At 65.4% G+C, this 1,516-nt stretch carries 1 protein-coding gene; it reads left to right on the top strand.

The features are described 5' to 3' along the window. Positions 1–266: 266 nt before the first annotated feature. A complete protein-coding gene (locus tag ACIBCN_RS44500; RefSeq protein ID WP_396998932.1) occupies positions 267–1,490 on the top strand; it encodes an IS110 family transposase in 1,224 nt (407 codons plus the stop codon). Positions 1,491–1,516: the final 26 nt, after the last annotated feature.

Raw genomic sequence — 1,516 nt, 5'->3', positions numbered from 1 at the left:
AGACCCTAATGGGTGTAGATCAGCGAACCGCACGCGGATAGCTTCCAGTTTCGGGATGCTGGTCTCTGAGCCGCCGGCCGGTGAGCACTGTGAGACCCAGGAGCGTTGTTCGACTCCTGACTGTAGATGGTGCCCCGCCCGGTCGGTGAGGCTTCCTACAAGCGCTGCTGGGTTGTCGTGCCACACGAGCACTGGTCCATTAGGTTGCCGCCGGGATGCCCACGGCTCGAACATGTTTCGTCGAACTGCCAAGGGAGGCGAGAGCAATGATCTTTGTGGGCGACGACTGGGCCGAAGACCACCACGACATCCATGTCATGGACGCGGACGGCAAGAAACTGGCCTCGAAACGGCTACCCGAAGGCATGGCCGGCATCCGGACGTTGCACGAGATCGTGGCCCGTCACGCTCCCGAGCCCGACGATGTCGTGATCGGTATCGAAACCGATCGTGGCCTGTGGGTCAACGCGCTGGTCGCTGCCGACTACCAGGTGTATGCGGTCAACCCGCTGGCCGCGGCCCGCTATCGGGACCGCCACCACGTCTCCGGCGCGAAATCCGATACCGGCGACGCGAAACTGCTCGCGGATCTGGTCCGCACCGATCGCCACAACCACCGGCCCATCGCCGGGGACACCCCTGATGCCGAGGCGATCAAAGTGCTGGCACGCGGGCACAAGAGCCTGATCTGGTCACGCACCCGTCAAACCAACGCGCTGCGCTCAGCGCTGCGCGAGTACTACCCGGCCGCGTTGGTCGCCTTCGACGACCTCGACCACCGCGACGCCCTGGCCGTGCTCGCTCGTGCCGCCAGCCCCGCCGAAGGGGCCCGGCTCAGCCTCGCCCAGATCAAGTCGGCACTCAAACGCGTTGGGCGACAACGCTATCTGGAATCCCGAGCCCAGCAAATCTACACCGCACTACACTCCGAACAGCTCACCGCCACCGACCGGGTCTCAGCCGCGTTCGCCGCGACCACCCGCGCCGCTGTCGCCATCATCACCGAGACGAACCATCAAATCGCCGATCTCGAAGCGGAGCTGACGACGCATTTTAAGACGCACCCGGACGCCGACATCTACCTCTCCCTGCCAGGACTCGGTGTCATCCTCGGCGCCCGGGTGCTCGGTGAGTTCGGGGACGACCCCACTCGCTACACCACCGCCAAGTGTCGCAAAAATTACGCCGGAACATCCCCGTTAACCATCGCGTCCGGCAAGAAGCGCGCCGTGCTGGCCCGCCACATCCGCAACCGACGTCTCTACGACGCCGTCGACGCCTGGGCCTTCGCCGCCATCACCAAAAGCCCCGGCGCCCGCGCCCTCTACGACCAACGCCGCGCCGCCGGCGACCTGCACCACCAAGCACTACGCGCCCTCGGCAACCGCCTCGTCGGCATTCTCCACGGCTGCCTGCGCCACCACCTGCCCTACGACGAACACATCGCCTGGGCACACCGCGACACAACCGCAATCCGCGAAGCCGCTTGACAAGTTAGGGACCTGGGATGTCTACA

Origin of the sequence: Nocardia sp. NPDC051052 (assembly GCF_044456045.1) — a bacterium.
Classification (GTDB): Bacteria; Actinomycetota; Actinomycetes; order Mycobacteriales; family Mycobacteriaceae; genus Nocardia.
The sequence above is the reverse complement of the archived record's forward strand: the minus strand, read 5'-3'. Positions and strand labels throughout refer to the sequence as shown.